Source organism: Siphonobacter sp. SORGH_AS_0500, from assembly GCF_002838835.1.
Classification (GTDB): domain Bacteria; phylum Bacteroidota; class Bacteroidia; order Cytophagales; family Spirosomataceae; genus Siphonobacter.
In genome coordinates, this window is sequence record NZ_NHPP01000001.1 from 367,816 (window position 1) to 386,467 (window position 18,652).

The 18,652-nt window shown below is 45.1% G+C and carries 16 protein-coding genes; 9 read left to right on the plus strand and 7 right to left on the minus strand.

Going from position 1 to position 18,652, the window contains the following annotated elements; translation table 11 throughout:
• Positions 1 to 89 precede the first annotated feature (89 nt).
• The 4 genes from BWI96_RS01575 (at position 90) to BWI96_RS01590 (ending at position 3,951) form a co-directional block, all read left to right on the plus strand.
• On the plus strand, positions 90 to 743 hold the full coding sequence (locus tag BWI96_RS01575; protein WP_106634938.1) for a hypothetical protein: 654 nt from the start codon (positions 90 to 92) through the stop codon (positions 741 to 743).
• Positions 744 to 822: 79 nt separating this feature from the next.
• On the plus strand, positions 823 to 1,839 hold the full coding sequence (locus BWI96_RS01580; RefSeq protein WP_106634939.1) for a hypothetical protein: 1,017 nt from the start codon (positions 823 to 825) through the stop codon (positions 1,837 to 1,839).
• A 203-nt stretch (positions 1,840 to 2,042) separates the two neighbouring features.
• Complete coding sequence (locus tag BWI96_RS01585; protein ID WP_106634940.1) at positions 2,043 to 3,083, plus strand: hypothetical protein; 1,041 nt, start codon at positions 2,043 to 2,045, stop codon at positions 3,081 to 3,083.
• A gap of 280 nt (positions 3,084 to 3,363) precedes the next feature.
• Positions 3,364 to 3,951, plus strand: coding sequence for a hypothetical protein (locus tag BWI96_RS01590; protein WP_232793537.1), 588 nt, complete (start codon positions 3,364 to 3,366; stop codon positions 3,949 to 3,951).
• Between the two features lie 57 nt (positions 3,952 to 4,008).
• Here BWI96_RS01590 and BWI96_RS01595 read toward each other — a convergent pair whose 3' ends face one another.
• Entirely contained in the window at positions 4,009 to 4,989 is a 981-nt protein-coding gene (locus BWI96_RS01595) for an SPFH domain-containing protein (RefSeq protein WP_106634942.1), read from the minus strand.
• 276 nt (positions 4,990 to 5,265) lie between these two features.
• Between BWI96_RS01595 and BWI96_RS01600 the strand changes: the two genes are divergently transcribed.
• Entirely contained in the window at positions 5,266 to 6,756 is a 1,491-nt protein-coding gene (locus BWI96_RS01600) for a xylulokinase (RefSeq protein WP_106634943.1), read from the plus strand.
• A gap of 69 nt (positions 6,757 to 6,825) precedes the next feature.
• Positions 6,826 to 8,157 (plus strand): xylose isomerase, encoded by a 1,332-nt coding sequence (gene xylA, locus BWI96_RS01605; protein ID WP_106634944.1) that lies wholly within the window; start codon positions 6,826 to 6,828, stop codon positions 8,155 to 8,157.
• A gap of 85 nt (positions 8,158 to 8,242) precedes the next feature.
• Here the strand turns inward: xylA and BWI96_RS01610 are convergent, their stop codons facing one another.
• The 4 genes from BWI96_RS01610 to BWI96_RS01625 form a co-directional block, all read right to left on the minus strand.
• A complete protein-coding gene (locus BWI96_RS01610) occupies positions 8,243 to 8,458 on the minus strand; it encodes a hypothetical protein (RefSeq protein WP_106635050.1) in 216 nt (71 codons plus the stop codon).
• A gap of 284 nt (positions 8,459 to 8,742) precedes the next feature.
• Positions 8,743 to 8,997, minus strand: coding sequence for a hypothetical protein (locus tag BWI96_RS01615; RefSeq protein ID WP_106634945.1), 255 nt, complete (start codon positions 8,995 to 8,997; stop codon positions 8,743 to 8,745).
• A gap of 7 nt (positions 8,998 to 9,004) precedes the next feature.
• Positions 9,005 to 9,652, minus strand: coding sequence for an AAA family ATPase (locus tag BWI96_RS01620; RefSeq protein ID WP_106634946.1), 648 nt, complete (start codon positions 9,650 to 9,652; stop codon positions 9,005 to 9,007).
• A 215-nt stretch (positions 9,653 to 9,867) separates the two neighbouring features.
• A complete protein-coding gene (locus BWI96_RS01625) occupies positions 9,868 to 10,221 on the minus strand; it encodes a hypothetical protein (protein ID WP_106634947.1) in 354 nt (117 codons plus the stop codon).
• Positions 10,222 to 10,309: 88 nt separating this feature from the next.
• Here BWI96_RS01625 and BWI96_RS01630 point away from each other — a divergent pair, with 88 nt between their 5' ends.
• Positions 10,310 to 10,975, plus strand: coding sequence for a DUF3431 domain-containing protein (locus tag BWI96_RS01630; protein ID WP_106634948.1), 666 nt, complete (start codon positions 10,310 to 10,312; stop codon positions 10,973 to 10,975).
• A 168-nt stretch (positions 10,976 to 11,143) separates the two neighbouring features.
• Here BWI96_RS01630 and BWI96_RS01635 read toward each other — a convergent pair whose 3' ends face one another.
• Together BWI96_RS01635 and BWI96_RS01640 are read right to left on the minus strand one after the other, a co-directional pair.
• The gene (locus BWI96_RS01635) at positions 11,144 to 13,429 is read right to left on the minus strand and encodes a GH92 family glycosyl hydrolase (protein ID WP_106634949.1); all 2,286 of its coding nucleotides are present in this window, start codon (positions 13,427 to 13,429) and stop codon (positions 11,144 to 11,146) included.
• A gap of 385 nt (positions 13,430 to 13,814) precedes the next feature.
• The gene (locus BWI96_RS01640; RefSeq protein WP_106634950.1) at positions 13,815 to 14,939 is read right to left on the minus strand and encodes an aldo/keto reductase; all 1,125 of its coding nucleotides are present in this window, start codon (positions 14,937 to 14,939) and stop codon (positions 13,815 to 13,817) included.
• Positions 14,940 to 15,187: 248 nt separating this feature from the next.
• Here BWI96_RS01640 and BWI96_RS01645 point away from each other — a divergent pair, with 248 nt between their 5' ends.
• Positions 15,188 to 17,548, plus strand: a complete 2,361-nt coding sequence (locus BWI96_RS01645; RefSeq protein ID WP_106634951.1) for an ATP-binding protein — start codon at positions 15,188 to 15,190, stop codon at positions 17,546 to 17,548.
• A gap of 592 nt (positions 17,549 to 18,140) precedes the next feature.
• A complete protein-coding gene (locus BWI96_RS01650; RefSeq protein WP_106634952.1) occupies positions 18,141 to 18,527 on the plus strand; it encodes a hypothetical protein in 387 nt (128 codons plus the stop codon).
• The last annotated feature ends 125 nt before the right edge of the window (positions 18,528 to 18,652 follow it).

Genomic DNA, 18,652 nt, shown 5'->3' on the forward strand with positions numbered 1-18,652 from the left:
CCATAGCTGACCTTTGGTCCATCATGTATGCCAATCAAACCTTAGTAAAGCTGTTTTCATCCGTAGTAAACCTTTGAAACCTTACGCTTATGTCTGAATCTAAAAGTTTAGGTCGAAAGCTGTTGAACATATTCTTTGAAGATGCTCCAGCTAGTCCAAACCCTTCGCCTGAGCAGCCCGTTTCGGTAGAACCCAAACCCGCTGCCCAAACGGTTTCCGGTTCGCCAGATCACAAGTTCATTGAGCACTTTGCTACGGTTCTTGAAAAGAATAATTTACCCGGAGCCGATTACTTTGAATTCCGGGCCACGCTAAAAAATTTATCGAATCTTGGACTTCAGGAAGAGCAACAATTTCAGGCCGCCTGGGCTAGTTTTCGGGCCTTAAATAAGGATATCAATCCAAGCTTATTAACCTCAACGGCTAATCAGTATTTAACGACATTGCAATCGGACCGGGAGGCTTTTTTAAGAAGCGTGGATCTGGCCGTTCAGGAAAAAGTAGGCGGCTTACAAAACGAACAAAAATCGTTACAGCAGGAAAATGAAAACCTGACCAGGCAAATTGTGGAGATTCAGAATAAAATAGCGTCGAATAAAGAACGACTGGTAAAAATCGCGGGAGAAGTAGACGAGCAAAGTGGTAAACTCCAGCAAAACCGAGCCAACTACGAAGCCACATTCTTACAATTCACCCAGGAAATCAACAAGGATATCCAAAAAATTGGCCAGTACTTGAAATGAGTTTAATGTTTCGAGTTTAGGGTTTTGAGTTAATTAATAACCCTGAACTAAAAACTCAAAACCCTAAACAACTAAAAATATGTCAGCAGATTTTTCTCAATTGGGGGGTGGTAATGAGGACCAGACCCGAAAGTCCTTCTGGAATCGACCGGAGGGGGTGTTAGGTTTTATATTTCTGATCGGCCTGGCTGGGGTTGGATTAGTGTACTTTAATCGTGTTGTCGAGTTTTTGATTAAAGTAACCGAAAATACGCTTTACCTGGGTGTGTTATTAGCCGCTCTGGGCGCGCTTATTTTTCTTTTTACGAGTAAGGATGTACGCACGGCCGTTTTCTTTCTTTTCAAAACCCTGATGCGTAAAATAACCGGACTGGTGATTCAACTCGACCCGATTGCCATCATGAAAATCTACATTCAGGATTTGAAAGATAAGCGTCGTAAAATGCAGGGTCAGATTGACTTACTAGCGGGACAATTGGTAAAGCTCAATCGTAAAATTAATGAGAACAACGAGGCCATTAAACAGAAGTTTGCCGAGGCTAATAAAGCTCAAAGCATGGCCGATAAACCCGGCATGAAAGAAACGGCCTCCCTGGCCACTATTGAAGGGGCTGGCTTGCAGGAAATGAACGAAAAGCTATTCCCGCTTCAGCGTAATGTGCAGACGGTTTTGGCTTTCATGGAAAAGGTGAACACCAGTGCAGATTACATCATTAAGGAAACGGAAATTAAGGTTAAGTTAAAAGAAGCTGAATATCAGATCGTCAAGGAGAGTTCAAATGCCCTGCGAACGGCCATTAGCATCTTTAAAGGTAACCCCGACAAGAAGTTTTACTTCGATGAATCCATGGAGTACATCCAGGACGATATGAGTAAAAAACTTGGCGAAATGAAACGGGCGATGGATCTTTCGATGGACTTCATTAATTCCGTAGACGTACAAAACGGCGTATTGTCCGATAAAGGGCAGGCCATGCTGGAAGCGTATAATAAGGGAGATTTCAAACTCATTCAATTGGATTCACCCGCTCCCAGTTCACCCAACAAACCCATTAACCCTCCCAAAGACCAGGGGTATCGAAGCTTGTTGGAATAAGCATTTGATGTAGTTTGAGTAGGTTTGAAAGTTTGATGAGATTTGAAAGTTCCTTTGGGTTAATGAGATTTCTCAAACATCTTCAAACCTTATTAAACTTTCAAACACGATCAAACGCTATCACATCTCTCCCACTACATCAAACTTTCAAACCAACTAAAACCCCTTTAAACGAATTTCAATACCCTTCTATCTCATCATTTATGCAACGACTAACCGTAACCGGACGGCTGCTGATTACCGTCCTGATTCTGGCAGCCATTTACTTTGGATTTAAATACGTCGGAGGTGTCGATCTCCTGAAATCACTTCAGAAAAATCAGACGGAGCAAGTGGAACATCGTTCGGAGTCGGGCGAAACCAGTGCGTCAGCGGAGGGTTCTGCTTCTGAAGAAAGCTCAACTTCATCGAATTCAGACGCCGCTGTTTCTTCCAAACGCAGCTTTGACTACGAAGCTCCCCAGCCTACTGGCGGAACCCTGAAAGGCGTAGTCGAGTTAGGAGCCAGCGGATTTAACTCTTTTATTGTTCGGATCGATGCGAACAAAAACTGGAAACTGGAAAAATCAGAGTTTGGCAATAGCCTGGTTATTGAGAATATGGCCATGGACGAAGACGTTCGGGCGGGTCTCAAAAAATACATTGGCGGCATGCTTGATTACGGGGTGAGTAGCAAAGACATTCACTTTGTAGTGAGCTCCGGTGCGGTGAAAGCCGATGTTACTCAGAAAATCATCCGGGCGTTAAAGTCGCTGAATTACTTTGTAAACACCGTAACCCCTGAAGAAGAAGGTCGTCTGGCTCTTCGCAGTGTATTACCCGCCGATTTCTACAGCTCTGCCTTTGTGGTAGATATTGGATCGGGAAATACCAAGATTTCCTGGAAAACAGATAATAAAACGACGGCTTTGGAAAGCTACGGTTCAAAATACTTCCAGGAGGGTAAAAACGATGAGCAGGTGTATTCAGAAGTAAAAGCGAAGGCCAAGCAAGTGCCAAGTGCTCAGCGGAAAACCTGTTTCATCATTGGTGGCGTACCTTTTGAATTAGCCAAGGCCGTTCGTAAAGGAAAAGAACGTTATACCGTACTGGACGCTCCCGACGCCTATAAAATGGAAAATGCAAAGACCAAAGCCGGTATTAATATCTACAAAGCGATTGCAGATGCTACGGGTTGCGAGCAGTTTGTGTTTGACTGGGATGCTAACTTCACCATTGGTTTCCTGTTAGACTTGCCTAAATGATAGTCTTGAGGAATAATCGCTTTAAGATCTGGATACTTGGCAGGAAGTAATCTTCCCGGTTTTTCCGAGGATTGATCGTAAGGACAGCCTGATGGTTCAAGAGTTCTTCGGTAACAAACGTACCTGGCCCATCGAAAATCCCCGAAACAATTTCGGGGATTTTGTATTTTTCTAAGATACCTTCTGGAATTTATAACCGTCGGATTCTCCTAAGAAACTGAGTTATTTCTCCGCCGCTGCCAGCTTTTTCGCTGGCAGCATGAGCTGGAAGAGGTGAGTTTTGCTACCAGCGAAAAAGCTGGCAGCGGCAGGCGGTAGTGATTTTAGACAAGCTTCCAATAAGTTATTCCCTTATTTTTGCCCCATGACGCTTCAGGAACTCTTTCGGTACATCTCGCAAAACCCTGCCCCTTTTGCTCTCTTTCTGAGCTGTTTACCATTACTGGCTTTGGTTACGAATCTTTGGTCGGGTCAAACGGCTCCCGAGATTCTACGCTGGCGATATGTGTACATGGGACTGGTTTTTGCTTCGGCCATTCCGGGCGTTTTTGCGGTGACGCTGAACCTGTATCTCTTTCTTTTTGAACGGCAGAGCATCTGGTCATTGAATCTGATTACGCAGTTTTTGCCCATTCTCAGCATGGTTGCCACGCTCTGGATCATCCGGCAAAAGATTCCTTTTGAACACATTCCGGGTTTTGGAAAACTCTCTGGATTTCTGACCCTGATTGCGGCCTTAATCGGTGTGCTATTCCTGTTGGATCGACTTCATTTTTACGCTGTCACCTACATTCCGTTCAGTTACCTCGTTATGGGTTTCGTTTTATTACTATTGTTGATACGATTTGCCTGGACGAAACTGTTCTAAATAAAACCAGCCTCCGATTGCTCGGAGGCTGGTTTTGTTTAGATACAATCTGAATCATTATAACTTAGCTAATAACTCCGCTTTCTTGGCGGAGAACTCTTCTTCCGTCAGAATTCCGGCGGTTTTCAACTCCCCTAACTGCTTCAATAAACCCATAATATCTTCCTTCGACTGAGCCGCCCCCGAAGAAGCTGGAGCCGTTGCCGCCGCCCCTGACATCATTCCTCCCAGATTCATCCCGACGATGCTAGCGGCAGCACCTGAGTTTTCAGCAGCCTTTTCGATGGAAACACCCGCCTGAAACTGCTGGAATCGGGCCATGTCTCCCACCATATTCATCTGCGTGGTTTTGTCGAGGAAAGCCTCGACTTCGGGAGGTAATGACGTATTCTCAATGTAGAACTTGACGATTTCTAACCCGTATTGATCGAAATCTTCCGTCAGGATGGGTAACAACTTTCCACCGAGTTCGGTGTAGTTACGAGCCAGATCGAGCACCGAAACGTTGGCTTCGGCAATGGCATCCGAAAATTTGGAGAAGATAGCCGAACGTAACTGTTCTTCCAGATCCCTTACCCGCACCTGCGGATTTGTTCCCGAAAATTCCTTCAGAAATTTCTTCGGCTCTTTTACCCGGAAGGTATACGTACCAAAAGCCCGAATCCGAACTTGTTTAAACTCAGGATCGCGGACAATAATCGGGTTCGCCGTTCCCCATTTCATGTTGGTAAACTGCTTCGTGTTGACGTAATACACGTCTACCTTGAAGGGCGATTCAAAGCCGTATTTCCAGGAACGTAATGTCGTCAGAATCGGCATGTTCGCCGTGGTGAGCTCGTGCCGACCCGGCAGAAAGACATCAGCAATCTGCCCTTCATTCATGAAAATCGCAACCTGACTTTCCCGAACCGTTAACTGAGCTCCATACTTAATATCGTTTCCTTTGTCAGGAAACTTCCAGATGATCGTATCCTGAGTATCATCTACCCATTCAATGACATTGATAAATTCGTTCCGAATGAAATCAAAAATACCCATAGTGGTGAGTTAGAAGGTTAGCTTCATTGATTACTGACGAATGTAAATGAATCCATCAGTCAGTCAAAGCTATTAAAAGATAAACGGCTTCGCAAGTGGATTAAACTGTCTTTTCTGCCTATGAACACCCCAATAAGATCCGCAGTGATGGGGCCTGATTTTCAAAATATTACCATAAATTCTTTTTTTATTATCAAAATTTACGTCAGCTTTTAACCGATTCACTTGTTATTATTGTCAATTTGACACTACTTGCAGTATAATTCATCTCTAGCGATGCTTCTTCTAGGAATTGACGTTGGTACGTCTTCAATTAAGGTTTCAATCGTTGACGCAGATAGTCAGCAGGTGGTGGCTTCAGCTTCCTACCCCGATCTTGAAAACCCGATTTCTACGCCCAAGCCCGGTTTTGCCGAACAGGACCCTTCGATGTGGTGGCATTGCGTGCAACAGGCTATTTTAAAGGCAAATGCCACGGGAACTTACCATCCGAAGGACATCGCCGCCATTGGGATTGCGTATCAGATGCACGGTCTGGTCCTGGTGGATCGCAACGAACAGGTGCTTCGTCCGTCCATCATCTGGTGCGACAGCCGGGCTGTCTCCTACGGCGAACAAGCCTTTCAGAAAATTGGTACGGAAAAAGCTTTAAGCCATTTATTGAACTCGCCTGGTAATTTCACCGCCGCTAAATTGGCTTGGGTGAAGGAAAACGAACCCCAGGTATACGGAAGCGTTTATCAGATCATGCTACCCGGCGATTACATCGCTATGATGCTGACGGGCAGTATTACCACTTCTAATTCGGCTCTGTCGGAAGGTATTTTCTGGGATTTTCAGAATAATGCTGTTTCGGAGGAAGTAATGAATGCCTTCGGCTTCCCGAAATCGGTGTTACCCAAATTGAATCCGCTTTTCTCTAATCATGGCGAGTTACGCAGTTCAGTAGCGGATTTATTGGGGCTAAAAGCGGGTATTCCCGTTACTTATAAATCAGGCGATCAGCCTAATAATGCACTTTCGCTAAACGTTCTGGAACCGGGCGAATTTGCGGCAACCGCCGGAACTTCCGGCGTGGTGTACGCCGTAACGGATCAGGTGGCTTACGACCCCAAAAGTCGGGTGAACACCTTCGCTCACGTCAACCACCAGCGAAATGATCAGACTCGCCTAGGCATTTTACTCTGCATCAACGGAACGGGCATTCTGAATCGATGGGTACGGGACCAATTTGGCTCGGGCTTGACTTACAGTCAGTTGAATCAACTGGCCGCCACTATTCCAGCGGGCAGCGAAGGCGTTCGGGTATTACCCTTCGGCAACGGGGCCGAACGGGTGCTTGAAAACCGCACGGTATCGAGCACGTTCTCAGGTCTGGATTTTAACATTCATACCCGCAGTCACGTTTTCCGGGCCGCTCAGGAAGGAATTGCGTTTTCGCTCAAGTACGGCATGGATATCATGACCGACATGGGCAGTCCGGCAAAGGTAGTTCGGGCGGGTAAGGCCAATATGTTCCTAAGTGACGTGTTCACCGAATCTTTCGTGAATGTGAACCAAACTCCGGTGGAGTTATACGATACCGACGGAGCCAAAGGTGCCGCTCTCGGAGCAGGTATTGGACTGGGTTACTTCGAAGCTCCCAAAGAAGCGTTCACGAAGCTAACCAAACTGGCTACCATTGAGCCTGACACTTCTAAAGCGGAGCAGTATCAGGAATATTATGCTCACTGGCAGTCCATTCTGGAAAAGTTTTTACAGAAGTAAATGATACCCGACGGGTCCGAAACGATTCGTCTTTATACGTTAATTAGTTTAACCTTAAACGATTAAATCATGGCCGTTTTATTAGGCGAAAAGGAATATTTTCCCGGCATCGGGAAGATTAACTACGAAGGTCCCGAATCAGATAATCCACTGGCATTCCGCTGGTATGATGAAAATCGGGTGGTGGCAGGTAAAACCCTGAAAGAGCACTTCAAGTTTGCCATGGCTTACTGGCACACCCTCGTGGGTGATGGCTCCGATCCCTTCGGTCCCGGCACGCACGTATATCCCTGGGATAGCTCTTCTGATCCCATTCAACGCCTGAAAGATAAAGCTGACGCGGCGTTCGAGTTTACTACGAAATTAGGTCTGCCCTATTTCTGTTTTCACGACGTTGACGTGGCTGATTACACCAATAATGTCGTAGAATTTGAAGGTCGTCTGCAAACCTGGGTGGATTATGCCAAAGGTAAAATGGCCGAATCAGGTACGAAGTTGCTTTGGGGTACAGCGAACGTATTCTCGAATCCCCGTTACATGAACGGAGCTTCTACCAACCCTGATTTTGCAGTTCTGGCTCACGCGGGTGCTCAGGTGAAAGGAGCCATTGACGCAACGATTGCTTTAGGTGGTGAAAACTACGTATTCTGGGGTGGTCGTGAAGGGTACATGACTTTACTGAACACGGACATGAAACGTGAGCAGGAGCACATGGCAAAATTCCTGCACACAGCGAAAGATTACGCTCGTAGCCAGGGCTTTAAAGGTACGTTCTTCATCGAACCTAAGCCTATGGAGCCTACCAAACACCAGTATGATTTCGACGCGGCAACGGTAATCGGCTTCCTGCGTCAGTACGACTTACTGAACGATTTCAAACTGAACCTGGAGGTAAACCACGCGACTCTGGCGGGCCATACGTTCTCACACGAGTTACAGGTTGCTGCTGACGCGGGTATGCTAGGTAGCATCGATGCCAACCGGGGTGATTACCAGAATGGTTGGGATACTGATCAGTTTCCGAACGATATTTATGAACTGACGGAGTCTGCCCTGATCTTGCTGGAATCAGGTGGATTGCAGGGCGGTGGCGTAAACTTCGATGCCAAACGTCGTCGTAACTCAACGGATCCTGCCGATCTGTTCTACGCTCACGTAGGAGCGATGGACATTTTCGCAAAATCATTCATCATCGCTGATAAAATCCTGACTTCTTCCGATTACAAGAAGATTCGTACGGATCGTTACGCCAGCTTTGATTCGGGTAAAGGTAAAGAATACGAAGAAGGTAAATTAAACCTGACGGATTTACGCAATCTGGCCGTAGAATTAGGCGAACCAGAAACCCGTTCTGGTCGTCAGGAATACCTGGAGAATTTGATTAACCGTTTTATTTTGTAGTGGAGTAGCGGTAATCATTGCTTATTAAGTAAAAGAGGGCTCTCGTTAAACGAAGGCCCTCTTTTACTTTTTACTGAGTTATCTTTTATACCCGGTCAGACTGGCGACTTTGTTCGCGGTCACGGTTCTGATCTTGGTTTTGATCCTGACGACGAGTGCTGTCTTCCTGGTGCTGCTGACCTTGGTCCATTCCTTGCTGACGACCACTCTGTTGTCCAGATTGTTGGGATTGACGATTTTCTTGATTCTGATCGTTTTGCTGACCTTGTTGACGGCCACCTTGTTGCGATTGATTGTTCATGATTTTACTAATTTGAGGTTTTGTTGCATAGGGACGACTAATCGTCACTTGTGATGATAAAAGACCCATACCACTGTACTTTTTCAATAAATATTATTGCATTTCTTACACAAAAGTCCCCAGTGTTTCCACGACTCCTCACAACTTTCCAATCTGAAGCTGTTCTTAAAATGATACCAAAGGCTAATAATGGCGGTTATCTCCACCTAAATTTTTAAATAAAAAAGGTCTGAGATGCTTCTATCTCAGACCTTCTCCTGATACCTAACTCGTATCATAAATACCTACTTATTCAAGTCTTCTTCGATGAGTTTCAATACATAATCCCGAACTGTCATTTCATCTTCGGCCACTTTGATCTTCATTTTCTTGAATAGGGCTTTTGGCATATCGACACTAATTCGAGTCAATTCAATTTTAGTAGAGTGAATATTCTTTACATCTTTCTCCGTTTTATCGATGTCGATAGTGGATGATTTAACGGCGATTTTGGGAGCCAGGCCCAATGTCCCTTTTAAGCCTACCGATTCTTTTGCCATACCTTAATTAATTATTTACAACTTCTACATATTTAATTAACTCATTAAAGAGGTTTACCAGCTCCGTTTTCGCTTTCGGATCTTTGTATTCCACTACGCCTACGCCTTTAATGACGGCTTCGCGGTAAGCGGTTCGGGTACCTAAGGTAGTTTGAAAAACTGGAATTGATGAATCTTCCAGCACATCTCTAACTTCTTTGGCCAAGTTAATGTTTGACTGAAATTGGTTTAGAATGAAGTACGCCGGAATGGGAGCTTCTTTTTCATGAACTGCATCCTGGTAACGCTCCATGAATTGTTCCGTCGCCCACATATCCAGACCACTCGGTAAGATCGGGATTAATAACACATCGGCCAGAAGGATAATCTTGCTGGTTACTTTATTCAGTGACGGCGTACCATCAATCACAATGACTTCATAGTCCCGGGCCAGAATCTTTACATTCTTCGACAGTTCAATGCCGTCGGGCTGACCGAATACCGGAATGGCCGGATTGTCTTCCGAACGCAATCCCGACCAGCGAATCGTACTCTGGTTGGTATCCACGTCAATGATGCAGACTTTATAACCCGCGTGAGCAAAGCAAACGGCTAAATTTTGTGATAAGGTGGACTTCCCAACCCCTCCCTTCAAACTAGTAACGGATATAATCATAAGCTTAAGATTTCAACAATTATACGGCCTGAATTCCTTACTCAGATTATTTATTTTTACTTATTTGAGTAAATTTTTATTTACACAAATAATGTTTCACCTATAATTAGTTAACTATCAGATACTTGTTCAAAATAATATTACCACAAAAAAAGCGGTAGCAGGAAAAGAGTCCTGCTACCGCTTTGGGGTATTAACCTAAAAGAGCTACGTAACTATACCAGAGGAATGTCACGTTCGGGGCGAGCTTGATCGCCATCGAGTTCGTCGTCTTCTGGGAAACGCTCTTCCAGATCTTTATATCGACGGTCGTGCGTAGCATTGGCGTCGTTTAAAAACTGAGCTTCTGGATTAGGATCTTCACCATATACTTTTTCTGATCCTGCCTCTTTTTCAATGATGTCCTCTTCAGGATCATAAGGGCCGCCTACAGGTTTTTCGATGGGCTGCGTAATAGTGCTGTTCTTTCCTGCTTCTGAAGAGGAGCCCTGGTTATTTACTAAATTCGTATCGGCAGTGGCTGAGCCCAGCGACGTACCAGCGTGTTTTTCTTTATGACGGTTAAACATGATCTTATCTATTTTTGTGGTTATGGATCTACACTACTAAGTAAAAAAGCAATGCCAGCCTCCCATCAGAATTGCGTATTTTTGCCGGATGCAATTTGAATTAGTAGTCGCCCATTACAACGAAAATCTCAACTGGCTTCGCAAAGTCCCGAAGCTTATTCAGCAGACGGTTTATCATAAAGATTCCAGCCAAACCTACGAGTCTGGCATTCGCTTACCTAACGTGGGGCGGGAAGCTCATACGTATCTACATCATATTCTTGAAAAGTACGATTCTCTGGCTGAAATCACGGTTTTTTGCCAGGGAAAGCCTTTTGACCATGCTTTCGATTTCCATAAAACCTTACGCGAACTAGCCGCTGGCGAGCGACAGATAAGCGGCTTTCAATGGCTGGGTCACCTGATTGATACGGATGATAAAGCAGGAGAGAAATTATTCAAAACCTGGAGTAAAAATGAAGACGCCCGCGGGCTGGATATTGCGGGTTACTATCGGGCTTTGACCGGCCTAGAAGGCCCCGAGAAGTATACCTTCGTATTGGGGGCTCAGTTCATCATCCATCGGGAAATAATTCAACAAAAGCCGAAATCCTATTACCAGCACGCTCTTGAACTTTCCATTACTTTTCCAGATGCAGCTCATTGTTACGAACGTACCTGGGATAAAGTTTTCGGAGTTAAAGGCATCCCGGATGAAGTTCTTCAGGGTCGCGAGACGGTGCATCTCAAACCCATGCGACATCAAACTTTATAAAGTAGCAAGGCTGGCGTTTAGCTTTCGGTATGATCTGTATTACAAATTAGATTTTTGTCAGGAGCCCTTTTAACTTCCCGAAAGGTTAAACCTTTCGGGAAGCTCCAATGTAAACTACCTGTCCCCTGCATTTTCGTCAAAAGCCAATGGTCAGCTTTCTATCATAAATTACTTTTTAACAGGTTTAGCCGACATGTAGAACGTCAGTTTACCCCCGTTCATAAGGTCTGCGTGCGAAAGCGTGTAGTTCGTTACGGGCTTACCATTCAGTACAATCTTCTGTACATACACATTCTTGTCGCTTTGGTTAATGGCCTCTACCGTAAACGTCTTTCCATTCTCCAGAGTTAGAACAGCATTTTTCACCGCCGGACTTCCTAACGAATAAAGATCAGAACCGGGAGCTACGGGATAAAAACCCAGCGACGAAAAAATGTACCAGGCACTCATCTGACCGCAATCATCATTCCCTCCCAGGCCGTCGGATGTTGGCTTATACTGCATGTTCAGAATCATCCGTACCCGTTCCTGCGTTTTCCAGGGTTGACCCGCCCAGTTGTAGAGGTAAGCCACGTGGTGAGCAGGTTCATTCCCGTGCACATAACCCCCAATAATGCCCTCGCGAGAAATGTCTTCCGTTTCAGCGAAGAACTTATCGGGTAAATGCATAGAGAATAAAGTATCCAGACGAGTAGCAAATTTCTTAGCTCCCCCCATCATTTCCATCATTGTGGCAGGATCGTGAGGAACGAAAAAACTGTAATTCCACGTATTCCCTTCGATGAAACCCTGACCGTGCGTACTCAATACGTCGAACTCTTTCTTAAAGCTACCGTCTGCCATCCGTGGACGCATGAAACCGATGGATTTATCATACACATTTTTCCAATTCTGCGAACGTTTTAAATAGCTCTCATACACTTCCTGGCGATTCAGTTTTTTGGCAATCTGAGCAATACACCAATCGTCATAAGCATATTCGAGCGTATTTGAAACAGACGTCCCATTCTTCTCCGCCGGAACGTACCCCGTGTCGATGTACTCCCCAATGCCCTCATAATCGCGGTGATTAGACGTGGCCATACAGGCCTCCAGAGCCTTATGGGCATCACCCGTATAAACGCCCTTGATAATGGCATCGGCTACTACCGAAACGCTGTGGTAACCACTCATACACCAGTTTTCATTGGCATAATGCGACCAGATGGGTAACATTTTCAGAGCACTCTGGTCATAATGAGCCATCATGGATTTCACCATGTCATTATTACGCGAAGGCTGAATAATATTAAAATACGGATGCAAAGCCCGGTAGGTATCCCAAAGCGAAAACGTAGTATAATTCACAAAATCCTTCGCCGTATGAACGCCCTGATCCAAGCCTTTGTATTGCCGATTCGCGTCCATGTATTCCGTTGGATTAATGAACGTGTGATACATGGAAGTATAGAAATTGACCAGGTTATCTTCGGAGGTTTCTACCTGAATTTTGTTCAGCTCCTTGTTCCAGGATGCCTGAGCTTCCGCTTTTACCCGGTTAAAGTCCCAATGGGGCACTTCTTCTTTCAGGTTCTCCAGAGCATTTTCCTGACTTACGGGCGAGATTGCCATTTTCAGTTTCACCTGCTCCCCTTCTGCCGTCGCAAAATCGAAGTGCATACGAATGCGTTTTCCCGCAATCTCGGGGAAATTATGGTTCTGGTCGAACTTCCGCCAGAAACCCCGATAGACCTGATTCTTGTCGAGATTTTTCTGTCCGTAAGACTTGAAAGGCTTTGAAAAGGATAAAGCAAAATATTCCGTGCGGGTACGAGCCCAGCCATTGGTTTGACGGTAACCCGTGATGAGCGAATCATTCACCACCCGAACGTACGTCCAGATTACTTTATCATCGTAGTTATAAATCCCCGAAGCTAAATCCAGAATAAGGTGCGAATCATTTGATTTCGGAAAAGTGTACTGATGAAAACCAACCCGCTTGGAAGCCGTTAACTCCGCCAGAATATGATCATCGTCGAGCTTAACTTTATAATACCCTGCCTCAGCGACTTCATTCGTATGCAAAAACGCCGAACGGTAGCCCGTCTTGGGGTCTGAGGCTACACCGGGATTGAGTTGAAGCTTCCCCTGCGTTGGCATAATAAGAAAATCACCTAAGTCGGAATGACCCGTTCCACTGAAATGCGTATGACTGAAACCGACAATGGTTTTATCTTCATACTTATACCCCGCACAGTACTTATAGACCTCGCCATTATACTTGCCATTGAGTTCATACGAAATCGTATCAGAATCAGGACTTAACTGCACCGAACCAAAAGGTACGGTAGCCCCGGGAAAGGTATGCCCCATTTTCTCGGTACCAATCAAGGGTTTCACGTAAGGCACCATATTCTTCTGAGCGAAGGAGTAAAGGAAAATGAATTGAAAACCTAGAGTAAGTATTATTCGCATCTGTTTTTTCTTAAAATTAACGTTTCTTGAGGATTCTCAACCGACTCCCGATACCTAAAGCGACGGAATGATGGCCTTTCAGCTCGTGAATCTGTTAAGGGTTAGCGACTGATTTCATACAAATTATAGCACTTAAGCAGGATTTAGAACTCTTCTAACCGCAACATTTTTTATGCGGCCTGAATACCCCTAAAAGTTAGCAAGTACGCCTTACGTATAATGACAAAAGCCTCCTGTTTTAGACACAAGAGGCTTTTTATCGTCCATACTACCAGCTATTTAAGGGGTTCTGGTACTGCTTTTTCTGCGTGATAAGGCTTTAGTAACTGAAGTAAGTAATCCCGAAACCCTGCTTGTGATGCGAGCAGGGTTTCTTTTGGTTTGATTAACCCACTTTAGGCGTGGGAGCCTGTTCGGAAATCAGCTTTTGGGCTTTTAGTTCTTGCCATACCTCAGCCGGTACCTTTGCTTTCATCGAAATCGCGTTTTCGGAAGCTTGTTGAGCCGTTCGTGCTCCGGGAATAACCGCCGAAACGAACGATGGAGCCGCCGAGAAATGCAAAGCGACGGTTCGCAAATCCGTTCCGTGTTTTTTCGCAATGGCACTGATCTTCTCCCGCTTTTCCTTATACCCTTCGGGCATTTGCCCACTGTAATTATAGCGATCCACACCCGCCAGAAAACCAGCATTCAGTGGAGCACCCACCACTATTGACACGTCTTTTTTCTCACAGGCCGGGAAAAGCCGGTCCAGAGCATCCTGATGATACATGAGCGAATATTGCGTGGCTGAAAGGCAAACATCTGGATCAGCTACTTCGAGCGTCTTTAGAATAGGTTCGATGGTATTAACCCCCAATCCCCAACCTTTAATTATCCCTTCTTCCCGCATTTTAGTCAGCTCGGGCATGGCTCCTTTGGCAGCAATCTCGAATTGCTCCGTCCAGCGTTCTTTTAAATCTCCGTTATCGGGCGATAAATCGTGAATGAACACGATATCAATGCTGTCCAGACCTAAGCGTTGCAGGCTATCTTCTACGGAACGGCGAACGCCCGAGGCCGTGTAATCATATGCATGCTGAAAAGGCGAAGGATTTTGCCACAGGGCTTTGGGCGGCGTTTTAGTAGCTTTGAGAATACGCCCAACCTTCGTGGACAATACATAATCCTCGCGTTTCTGATTCTTGAGAAAATGACCAAAGCGTCTTTCGCTCAACCCCAATCCATACCAAGGAGACGTGTCAAAATAACGAACCCCCTGTGCCCAGGCTGCTTCCAGTGCCTGTTCAGCATCCTTGTCGGAAGTAGGCTTAAATCCGTTACCAATCGCTACCCCACCCAAACCCGAGTGATAAGGCAGCCGATAATGTTTCCTGGCTATTTTCTGGTCTTCTGTCATGGTTTCTGGTTCATTTGACGGTTCGCTCCAGAAGGGAGTAAGCAGTGGTGCCGTACCGGTCAACGCCACTCCTTTTAAGGTATTCGTAAGAAAATGTCGGCGAGTAATCATAGCGTTCCGTTGCGTAAAGAAGTGTAGATTAATCGTTTAAATCGTCAAAAAACAGCTTTTCTTCAAACCATCCTTCGATCTGGTATTAACCCATTTGAAGTTGAATTGATTGAAAAAAATTGAATTTATCCTCATCCTTACTTATCTATTCACAATACCTAGGTTTTACTCATCTAAATTTCTAAACATTCAAGTATGTTTATGTGATTTTTCACCTAATTTGATCAGCATAACTATCCGGCAGTTCTATGCCTACCCCAACAAACCTTCACTCTGAAATCAAACGATTGCAACTGGCTTTACAGGTGGGCGGAATCGGTACCTGGAGTTACGAACCAACAACGCAGGAAATCGTATGCAACGACCTGGCCCAATCGCTTCTGGGGTACTCCGGCGAAGGCCGCATTTCCTTCCTTCAATTTCTGGCGTGTATCCATACTGAAGATCATCATCAAATCATCCAACGTTTTCACTTTACCCCTAATACGCCTACTGCTTCCGCTTTTGAAGTACAATTCCGAACGAAAGATGCTTTTCAATGGCGGCGGATGAAGGGTAAGATTTTAACGCTGGAAAACTCTTTTGAATTAACGGGCATCATTGAAGAAATGGCTCCGCACCAGCCTTCTCAGAAACTAGCAGAACTGGCTTTTCAGAATCAGGAAGTCGGTTTTTGTATCGTTAATCTCAAGAGTAATGCCATTGAATACTCTCCCTCGTATGCCTGGCTGATGACGGGTAATGCAGCGGCCCAGCTCAGCCGATTTGCTTTCGTACAATACTTTCACCCAGAGGATGAGTTACTCCGACAGGCGGCTTACTCTACCCTCATGGAAACGGGTCAGGTGTATTTTGAACCCCGAGTCGTTTGGGATGACGGCTCGATTCATCGGATCAGGGCAAGGTGTGCCTATGATACTGAAAGGAAACCGGATTACTTTAAACTCATCATTACTTCCTATAAAGAAGCTCCGGTTTCTCATGGGTCTGCTGATCTCTATCCTCGCTTCCAGACGCTGATTACCGCCTCCCCGATTGCCATGGGCTTGGTTTCGGGAGAAGACATGACGCTTGAAATTGCGAATGAAGCTTTGTTTAAGCTTTTGCAGAAAGGACGTGAACTCATTGGCAAGTCCTGTTTGGAAAGCCTGACCGACTGGGCTGAGCATGATTTCATCCAGGATCTGAAAAGAGTTCATCAACGTAAAGAAGCTTATACTTCTGCCGAATTACCTGTGTATGAGCCATCTGACTCGATTGCGAAACGTTATTACCAATTTCACTATACCCCAGTTGCAACCGGAACCGGCCACACCACCACGCTGATTGTAGCCGTTGATGTCACGGATGTAGTGGTTCAACGACAAAACGCCATTGAAGCTCAGGCTACCCTGATGGGTGCCGTTGAACTGGCTCAATTAGGTACCTGGGAGCTGGATTTAAAAACGGACGAAATCATTTTCTCTGATCGGATGCGGCAATGGTATGGGTTTGACAGTGAAAAAGTAATCACGCTGGAAGCCTTTTTCGAATCCGTTCGGAAATCGGATGTGCCTCGACTGAAAGAAGCCCTGGCAGGAGCTTTTCTTCTCCAGAGCATTTACGATGTAGAGTATACGCTGGAAAACGTTCATACGCATACAGAACGCATTTTGCATGCTCAGGGAAAGATCTTTTACGACGCCAAGAATGAGCCCTACAAAGTCAGTGGAACTGCTCAGGATGTTACCAAACAGCGAAAACTTCAGTTTGCTTTGGAAAGTCAGATTCAGGCACGAACGGAAGAGCTGGCGGTAGCCAATGGGGAATTAATCCATACGAATGAAAAGCTAGCCCGTACAATTGACGAACTGGCGGAATTGAACCTGCATTTAATGCGTTCGAACGAAAGTCTGGAACAGTTTGCCTATATCGCCAGTCACGATTTACAAGAGCCGCTGCGTAAAATTCAGCAGTTTGGCGATTTGCTAAAGAAGAAATTCCAACCTACGGCCAAGGATGAGTTGCTGTATCTAAACCGAATGCAGGATGCCGCCAAACGGATGTCTTTATTGATTCATGACCTGCTCAATTTTTCCAAAATTTCCAGCCGCACGATCACATTACTACCTGTTTGTCTGAATGAGGTCTTTCAACAGATTCGGGATAATCTTTCGATTGTCATTGAAGAGTCCGGGGCTCAGGTCCAGCAGGCTCCATTGCCCAGCGTTCAGGGAGATGCCTCGCAATTGCGTCAGTTATTCCAGAATTTATTAAGCAATGCTCTAAAATTCAGCAGTCGTGACACGCTAGGCAATGCGACGATTCCGAACATTCAGATTCGGTACCGGATTACGAAAGTTACCGATTTACCCCTTACCGTAAAACCCATTGTACAAACGCCCCTTTACCATCAGATTGACATTCAGGATAACGGTATTGGTTTTGACGAACAATACCTTGACCGGATTTTTCAGGTTTTTCAGCGGTTACACGGTAAAAACGAATTCGCCGGAACAGGCGTCGGCCTGGCCATTTGCCTGAACGTAGTCAATAACCACGGCGGAGCCATCACCGCTCATAGTGTCGTGGGTGAAGGATCTATTTTTACGGTTTATTTTCCAGCCTAGAGAGTTTCTAAAATAACATTGTCTCGCTTTATTCGAGACCATTAATGAACGAATCTGTCATCCACAAGGAAGGACGTTGGGGGAAACTTTACTATCCCCAATACGGGATTAGAACAGGAGTAACTCCCGACGTCATAGCCACTAAGCAACAGCTTAGATTTATAGCAATACCCCTAGTACAGTCTATCTGAAACTTTCAGCCCATTTTCTACGACTTATGCAACATTGATCGTCTCCTAATAGCCTCCCGCAGTCGCTCGGCTCTGCCGAGTGACAAAGTAGAGTGCAGGCCTCTGGCCGATGGAAGTCAAAGCTTTTAGGTTAGGCAAACCTTTTAGCTTTCTGGTAGATTTCTTTGCCTCAGACGGCCAGAGGCCTACAGCTATGCAGTCACTCGGCAGAGCCGAGCGACTGCGGGAGGCGAAGTAACGTACCAGGATATAAAAATTAAACTATTTCAGGTGCAAATTGATGGATACACTTTCGGCCTTATTCCAGATGAAGAAGAGGAAAGGGTGCATGTGCAACCGTCAGTTTTGAAGGGCCTTGGGATGGTGAATATTACACTTAATAGCAGACTCAAAGCATTTCAATGATGATAGATGTTAACAAGCGAATAAAAATTAACTTGTTAAAAACCCCAATTCTGGGAGTTTCATTCGTTTCAGGCCTTTTCCCTGATAAATACTCCTTATCTGACTTTGCCTATGGTGAACTGCTGATTTTTGAAAATAACTATCCCCAATACTATGTCTATTTGTTAGATGACTACTATAAAGACCTGATTAGCTATGCAGCAGCTCAGAGTATTTCCATCGATGTATTATTAAACCAGATGTTTAAATTTCATAATCTGACTTTAACTACTAGACAATCTATCTATGGCTTTGAAAGATTCTCTAAATCATCCTCTGAAGAATGGCATCTGCCTTACTTACCTATGGATTACTGGCTAGAGTATAGAGCAACTTTGCACTAGTGAATTAATAATTACATTAGTGTATTTGATAATTTACGGTTCCAGTAGAGCCATAAGCTTCATGTAGGTTTCAAAAAAATACTAGTTATTCCTGACTGATTACAAAACAATTGTGGGTCACAAAA

Bases quoted from the DNA above. Each gene is read 5' to 3' on its own strand.
- BWI96_RS01640 (WP_106634950.1), bottom strand. From the start codon at position 14,939: ATGATTACTCGCCGACATTTTCTTACGAATACCTTAAAAGGAGTGGCG.
- BWI96_RS01580 (WP_106634939.1), top strand. From the start codon at position 823: ATGTCAGCAGATTTTTCTCAATTGGGGGGTGGTAATGAGGACCAGACC.
- BWI96_RS01610 (WP_106635050.1), bottom strand. From the start codon at position 8,458: ATGAACAATCAATCGCAACAAGGTGGCCGTCAACAAGGTCAGCAAAAC.
- BWI96_RS01600 (WP_106634943.1), top strand. From the start codon at position 5,266: ATGCTTCTTCTAGGAATTGACGTTGGTACGTCTTCAATTAAGGTTTCA.
- BWI96_RS01615 (WP_106634945.1), bottom strand. From the start codon at position 8,997: ATGGCAAAAGAATCGGTAGGCTTAAAAGGGACATTGGGCCTGGCTCCC.
- BWI96_RS01595 (WP_106634942.1), bottom strand. From the start codon at position 4,989: ATGGGTATTTTTGATTTCATTCGGAACGAATTTATCAATGTCATTGAA.
- BWI96_RS01645 (WP_106634951.1), top strand. From the start codon at position 15,188: ATGCCTACCCCAACAAACCTTCACTCTGAAATCAAACGATTGCAACTG.
- BWI96_RS01575 (WP_106634938.1), top strand. From the start codon at position 90: ATGTCTGAATCTAAAAGTTTAGGTCGAAAGCTGTTGAACATATTCTTT.
- BWI96_RS01650 (WP_106634952.1), top strand. From the start codon at position 18,141: ATGATGATAGATGTTAACAAGCGAATAAAAATTAACTTGTTAAAAACC.
- BWI96_RS01585 (WP_106634940.1), top strand. From the start codon at position 2,043: ATGCAACGACTAACCGTAACCGGACGGCTGCTGATTACCGTCCTGATT.
- BWI96_RS01620 (WP_106634946.1), bottom strand. From the start codon at position 9,652: ATGATTATATCCGTTACTAGTTTGAAGGGAGGGGTTGGGAAGTCCACC.
- xylA (WP_106634944.1), top strand. From the start codon at position 6,826: ATGGCCGTTTTATTAGGCGAAAAGGAATATTTTCCCGGCATCGGGAAG.
- BWI96_RS01630 (WP_106634948.1), top strand. From the start codon at position 10,310: ATGCAATTTGAATTAGTAGTCGCCCATTACAACGAAAATCTCAACTGG.
- BWI96_RS01635 (WP_106634949.1), bottom strand. From the start codon at position 13,429: ATGCGAATAATACTTACTCTAGGTTTTCAATTCATTTTCCTTTACTCC.
- BWI96_RS01625 (WP_106634947.1), bottom strand. From the start codon at position 10,221: ATGTTTAACCGTCATAAAGAAAAACACGCTGGTACGTCGCTGGGCTCA.